A 6778-nucleotide genomic window follows, 5' to 3' on the forward strand; every position below is an offset into this window, starting at 1 on the left:
CTGACGAAGTCAGTAACATACCCACGGCAAGGCGACCTTGACGCGGTTTGAAGAGATTTTTGAAGAGTATGAAACGAAAAGGAGGTTGGTCATTGTACCAGTCTCCTTTTGATATGATATAATAGTTCTATGAGATTAGATAAATTTTTAGTTGCCTGCGCTGTGGGAAGTCGGACTGAGGTCAAAAACTTGCTCAAGGCTGGGCGCGTGACGGTAAATGGTAAAAAAGAAAAGTCAGCTAAATTGCAGATTGATGAAGAAAGAGATGAGATTCGCTTTGACGAGCAGGTGCTGGAGTATGAAGAATTTGTCTACTACATGATGAACAAGCCCCAAGGAGTTATTTCAGCGACTGAGGATCCTAAGCACAGAACGGTGTTGGATTTGCTGGATGATATTGCTCGGAGCAAGGAAGTTTTCCCAGTAGGGCGCTTGGATATTGACACGCATGGTCTTTTGCTCTTGACCAATGATGGTCAGCTGGCTCATGCTCTTCTTTCACCTAAGCGTCATGTGGACAAGACCTATCTGGCTCAGGTCAAGGGAATTATGACCCAAGAAGATGTGGAGACATTTGCCAAGGGCATTCCGCTCAAAGACTTTACCTGTCAGCCCGCTAGACTGGAGATTCTTTCCACAGATGCAGAAAAGAATCAGAGCCAAATCCGTGTGACCATTGCAGAAGGGAAGTTTCATCAGGTCAAGCGTATGGTGGCCTACTGTGGCAAGGAAGTAGTAGACTTGCAACGTTTGACTATGGGAACGCTAGTATTAGATGAGAACCTAGAACGAGGGGAATGGCGTCGCTTGACCAAGGAAGAATTAGAAATTCTCCTTGCTAGTATTGCTTAATTTGATTTATATTCTAAAAAGGTGAGGGAGAATATCCTCTCCTTTTATGTTTTTCAGTTGCTTCCTTTGTGAAAAGAGTTATAATAGACTGTAGAATAAAAGGAGGAATCTATGAACGCAATTCAAGAATCATTTACTGATAAACTATTTGCCAATTATGAAGCAAATGTAAAATACCAAGCGATTGAAAATGCTGCCAGCCACAACGGAATTTTTGAAGCTCTAGAACGTCGCCAAAGCCATGTAGACAACACACCTGTTTTCTCATTGGATTTGACCAAGGACAAGGTTACTAACCAGAAAGCATCTGGTCGTTGCTGGATGTTTGCGGCTCTCAACACCTTCCGCCACAAGCTCATCTCACAATACAAACTAGAAAATTTTGAGTTATCACAGGCCCACACCTTCTTCTGGGACAAGTATGAGAAATCAAACTGGTTCTTGGAGCAAGTCATTGCGACTGCAGACCAAGACTTGACGAGCCGTAAGGTTAAATTCCTACTTCAAACACCTCAACAAGATGGTGGTCAATGGGATATGGTGGTATCTCTCTTTGAAAAATATGGTGTCGTGCCTAAGTCAGTTTACCCTGAGTCAGTTTCATCTAGTAGCAGTCGTGAGCTAAATGCCATTCTCAACAAATTGCTTCGTCAAGATGCTCAAATTTTGCGTGACTTGCTTGCTTCTGGCGCAGACCAAGCGACTGTTCAAGCTAAAAAAGAAGACCTCTTGCAAGAAATCTTTAACTTCCTTGCCATGTCACTAGGCCTTCCACCACGTACATTTGACTTTGCCTATCGTGATAAGGATAACAACTACCAAAGTGAAAAGAGCATTACTCCACAAGAATTTTACAAGAAATATGTCAATCTTCCGCTAGAAGACTACGTTTCTGTTATCAATGCTCCAACTGCTGACAAGCCTTACGGCAAATCTTATACAGTTGAGATGTTAGGAAATGTGGTTGGTAGCCGTGCGGTTCGCTACATCAACGTTCCTATGGAGCGCTTGAAAGAGTTGGCAATTGCTCAAATGCAAGCAGGTGAGACTGTTTGGTTTGGTTCAGATGTCGGTCAGCTCAGCAACCGCAAAGCTGGAATTCTTGCGACAGATGTTTATGACTTTGAATCAAGCATGGACATTAAACTCACTCAAGACAAGGCTGGACGTTTGGACTACAGCGAAAGCTTAATGACCCACGCTATGGTCTTGACAGGTGTTGACTTGGATGAAAATGGTAAGTCAACCAAGTGGAAGGTTGAAAACTCTTGGGGAGATAAGGTAGGTACAGATGGTTACTTTGTTGCCTCAGACGCTTGGATGGACGAATACACTTACCAAATCGTTGTCCGTAAGGAATTGCTGACAGCAGAAGAACAAGCAGCCTATGAAGCAGAACCAATTGTACTCGCACCTTGGGATCCAATGGGAGCCTTGGCAGAATAATACTCTTCGAAAATCAAATTCAAACCACGTCAAGGTCGCCTTGCCGTAGATATATGTTACTGACTTCGTNNTGTTTTGAGCAACCTGCGGCTCGCTTCCTAGTTTGCTCTTTGATTTTCATTGAGTATAAAAGCATAGAAAAAAGGAATCAGATTTTAGAACCTGGTTCCTTTTAAGTTGCTTGATTACATGATGTGAAGAACATGTGCCACAATACCCACTGCGAAGAGTGCAAGGATAATAGTGATTGGAGATACTTTTTTCTTAAGCAAGTACATGCAAAGTAAAGTAAGGAGTAGTCCTGATAATCCAGGAATCAACATATCCAAGTTTTGTTGGAAAGTAGTAACTTTTTCCGGTGTTTGAGACAATCCTTGTCCTACTTGTGCGAATGCTTCTTGGATACCTTTAGATCCTTCTGGCAATTTATCCCAATGGATATAAGCCTTTTCATCTAGTTGAACTTTAGAAACATCGAAAGCAAATTTAATATTTACCCAGCGTTGAACAAGGACAGCAAGAATGAACATCCCAAGGATAGAAGCTCCTTTAGTGATGTCTTGAAGGATACCGCCAGACATATCTTTAGTGATTTCTGATCCAGCCTTGTATCCAACCTCTTGAACATACCACAAGAATGACATACGAATCAAGTTCCATGCAACAAAGAAGAGGAGTGGACCCAAGATATTGCCAGTAAGGGCAAGTGAAGCACCGAGAGATCCAAGGATTGGGCGTACTGTAAACCAGAATACTGGGTCACCGATACCAGCAAGAGGTCCCATCATACCGATTTTAACCCCTTGGATAGCAGCGTCATCGATTTCCACACCGTTAGCACGTTCTTCTTCAAGCGCAAGAGTAACCCCCATGATTGGAGCAGCTACGTATGGATGAGTGTTGAAGAACTCAAGGTGACGCTCAAGAGCAGCGATTTGATCTTCTTTTTTAGTATAGAGTTTTTTGATAGCTGGAATGAGTGTATAAGCCCAGCCCAAGTTTTGCATCCGTTCAAAGTTCCAAGACCCTTGTAAGAAGGTTGAACGCCACCAAACTTTTTTACGATCTGATTTAGTTAATTGAAGTTTTTCAGTCATGATGTTTTCAGTCCTTTCTTATCTTAGTAGTCTTCGAGGATATCGCCGATTGGGTCGTTAGAAGTTGCGGCACCACCACCACCATTTCCACCAGTTTTAGAAAGGTGAAGGTAGATAAGCGCGATAGCAACACCGATAGCACCGAATCCGATTAGAGTAATGTCTGATACGGCAGCAAGAACGAAACCAAGAGCGAAGAATGGCCATACTTCACGAGTTGCCATCATGTTGATAACCATGGCGTAACCAACGGCAACGACCATACCACCACCAATAGCCATACCATCTTTGAGCCAGTCTGGCATAGCACTAAGGATACTTTGTACAGTTTCAGTTGGTACCATAAGGAGAAGAGCTGCAGGAAGCGCAATACGAAGTCCTTGGAAAAGTAGCGCAATAAAATGCGCACGCTCCACAGCGCCGAAGTCACCTTTTTTAGCGGCAGCATCAGCAGTGTGAACCAATCCAACTGAAATTGTACGTACAATCATAGTTAAGAATAGACCAGCAACGGCAAGAGGGATGGCAACCGCTTGGGCAACACCGATACCTGTCTTGGTAAAGTCACCACCAAGAACCATGATAATGGCAGCAGCGACAGAAGCAAGTGCAGCATCAGGAGCGATAGCAGCACCGATATTTGACCAACCAAGGGCAATCATTTGAAGAGAACCACCAAGTATAATACCTGCTTCTAAGTGACCTGTTACAAGCCCAATAAGAGTACAAGCTACAAGTGGTTGATGGAATTGGAACTGGTCGAGGATACCTTCAAGACCTGCAAGGAAGGCTACAACGACTACTAAAACCATAGAAATAATAGACATCTTTAAAATCCTTTCATAAATAATGGCTTATTTGACATTGGCTTTGTTAATCAAGTCAAACAAATCTTTTTTAGAATCATTTGGTACTTTACGGACATCGAATTCAACACCCAAGTCACGCATTTTTTCAAATGTAGCAACGTCTTCTTTGTCCATAGACAAAACAGTATTGACCAATGTTTTACCTGTTGAGTGAGCCATAGAACCAACGTTAAGAGTTTTGATTGGCACGCCGCCTTCGATGGCACGAAGGGCATCTTGAGGTGTTTCAAACAAGATAAGGGCATGTGTTTCTCCAAAACGTGGGTCTTTTGAAACCTCAATCAGTTTTTGAATTGGAACCACGTTAGCCTTGACATTACCTGGAGCTGCTTGTTTAATCAATTCTTTACGAAGGTCGTCTTTAGCCACGTTATCTGAAGCCACGATGATACGGTCTGCTTTTGAATCTGGAGTCCAAGCAGTTGCAACCTGACCGTGAAGTAGACGTGTGTCAAGACGGGCAAGATTGATTTTCAATTTACCGTCTCCAATGACCGTTCCTTCTGGGATAGCAGCTTGGGCAACTGGAGCAGCTGCAGCGCTTGCTACTTCCTCAACTGGGTTTAGCTCTTCTGGAAGAGCCTTGATGCCATCTTTGGCTTCTTTAATAATATTCGCAGCGACTTTTTCTACACCTGCAGCAGCGTCCATGAGGCGCTCTGTGTAGGCTTGAATCAACATCGGTAAGTTAAGTCCTGTGATGATGGCAAACTTACGCTCAGGATTTTCTCCCATCACGCGACTAGCTTGGTTAAATGGAGAACCACTCCAAAGGTCAGCCAAAACTAGAACCTCATCTTCTGCGTCAAATGCAGCAACAGCGTTATTAAACTTAGCGTATAGATCATCAGGACCTTCATTTGGCATAAAGGTCACAACTTGAACCTTTTCTTGTTCACCAAAGATCATAGATCCTGACTGATGAATACCCGCAGCAAATTCGCCGTGGCTCGCAATAATGATTCCGATACTCATTATTGTCATTCCTCCTTTTTTGTTTTAGTTTTCATTTAAGAAAACTTTAAGACTGTTTAAGTATAAACCGTTTTCATGTAAAAAGCAACTATTTATCATAAAAAATTAAAAAAACTTTTACTTTTGGATGTTGATATATTGAGTTTTTTGAGGAGTAATATTGAATCCACATTTAAAAATTTAATATAAAAAAGTTGAAAGAAGCTTCCAACTTTTAAAATAGGTTTCTATTAGATTAGTGGGTGAAGTCGAGTACCATACGTCCTTGGATTTGACCTTTTTCCATTTCGTCGAAAATGGCTACGGCATCTTCTATTGGACGTTTTTGAACAACTGGAACTACTAAACCTTCTGCACCGAATTGGAAGGCTTCTTCCAAGTCTTTACGAGTTCCTACAAGAGAACCGATGACTTGGATTCCATCTAGAACGGTTTTTACGATGCTAAGTTCCATCATTTCAGAAGGAAGACCAACAGCGACTACGCGACCACCAGCACGAACTGAGTCAACAGCCTGATTGAAGGCAACTTTAGACACAGCAGTTACGACAGCTGAGTGAGCACCTCCATCAGTTTTTTCCTTGATAAGTCCAGGTACATCTTCAACTTCGAGGCCGTTAATAACAATGTCAGCGCCTACTTCTTTTGCAAGGGCAAGTTTGTCATTGTTGATATCAACTGCGATAACATGAGCATTGAATACTTTTTTAGCATATTGAACAGCTAGGTTACCAAGTCCACCAGCACCGTAAAGAACAACCCATTGGCCTGGTTCAACTTTGGCTTCTTTAATAGCTTTATAGGTTGTTACACCAGCACATGTGATAGAAGAAGCTTGGGCTGGATCAAGTCCGTCAGGAACTTTAACAGCATAGTCAGCAGTTACGATACATTGTTCAGCCATACCACCGTCTACTGAGTAGCCAGCATTTTTCACTGTACGGCAAAGGGTTTCGCGACCAGTTGTACAGTATTCGCAAGTGCCACATCCTTCAAAGAACCAAGCAACGCTGACGCGGTCACCGACTTTAAGGCTTTTCACATCTGGAGCAATCTCTTTAACGATACCGATACCTTCGTGGCCAAGAACACGTCTTGGGACTTGACCAAAGTCACCATGAGCAACGTGGAGGTCGGTGTGGCAAACGCCACAGTATTCAATTTCTACAAGTGCTTCCCCAGTTTCAAGTGGACGGAGTACTTTTTCTTCAACAGCAACACCAGTGCTTTCTGGATTTACAACAACAGCTTTCATAGCTATCCTCCTTGATATTAACTGAGAGCAGGAGAAACAGGACTGGATTGATTTTTTGTCAACAGAGTCGAGTGTGACGAGCTCTCTTGTTTTTATATGTGAAGTATATCACAAAAGAAAGCCTTTTCCAAGGTTTTGGGGGTAAAAAATAGAACAATCGATTAACTGGTTGATGAGACTGTGAAAAGAGCACAAAGACCAGCTCGCAAGCTGGTCATACTCTTCGAAAATCTCTTCAAACCACGTCAGCTTCGCCTTGCCGTAGGTATATGTTACTGACTTCG

The 6778-nt window shown here is 42.6% G+C and carries 6 protein-coding genes; 2 read left to right on the top strand and 4 right to left on the bottom strand.

What is annotated here, in order from left to right; all coding sequences use genetic code 11:
* Positions 1–129 precede the first annotated feature (129 nt).
* Positions 130–852, top strand: coding sequence for a pseudouridine synthase (locus HT698_RS02625; RefSeq protein WP_164227028.1), 723 nt, complete (start codon positions 130–132; stop codon positions 850–852).
* Positions 853–963: 111 nt separating this feature from the next.
* The gene (gene pepC / locus HT698_RS02630) at positions 964–2298 is read left to right on the top strand and encodes an aminopeptidase C (RefSeq protein WP_173218046.1); all 1335 of its coding nucleotides are present in this window, start codon (positions 964–966) and stop codon (positions 2296–2298) included.
* 185 nt (positions 2299–2483) lie between these two features.
* Here the strand turns inward: pepC and HT698_RS02635 are convergent, their stop codons facing one another.
* From HT698_RS02635 to adhP, 4 genes are all read right to left on the bottom strand, one after another.
* A complete protein-coding gene (locus HT698_RS02635) occupies positions 2484–3395 on the bottom strand; it encodes a PTS system mannose/fructose/sorbose family transporter subunit IID (protein WP_050222832.1) in 912 nt (303 codons plus the stop codon).
* A 23-nt stretch (positions 3396–3418) separates the two neighbouring features.
* Positions 3419–4222 carry a PTS mannose/fructose/sorbose transporter subunit IIC gene (locus HT698_RS02640; protein WP_173218044.1) on the bottom strand — a complete coding sequence of 268 codons (804 nt, stop codon included), beginning with the start codon at positions 4220–4222 and terminating at the stop codon, positions 3419–3421.
* Between the two features lie 27 nt (positions 4223–4249).
* On the bottom strand, positions 4250–5239 hold the full coding sequence (locus HT698_RS02645) for a PTS sugar transporter subunit IIB (RefSeq protein WP_172930959.1): 990 nt from the start codon (positions 5237–5239) through the stop codon (positions 4250–4252).
* A gap of 235 nt (positions 5240–5474) precedes the next feature.
* Positions 5475–6494: an alcohol dehydrogenase AdhP gene (gene adhP, locus HT698_RS02650; protein WP_173218042.1), complete on the bottom strand. Its 1020-nt coding sequence runs from the start codon at positions 6492–6494 to the stop codon at positions 5475–5477.
* Positions 6495–6778 lie beyond the last annotated feature (284 nt).

This window comes from Streptococcus sp. 3109, assembly GCF_013276905.1.
Classification (GTDB): domain Bacteria; phylum Bacillota; class Bacilli; order Lactobacillales; family Streptococcaceae; genus Streptococcus.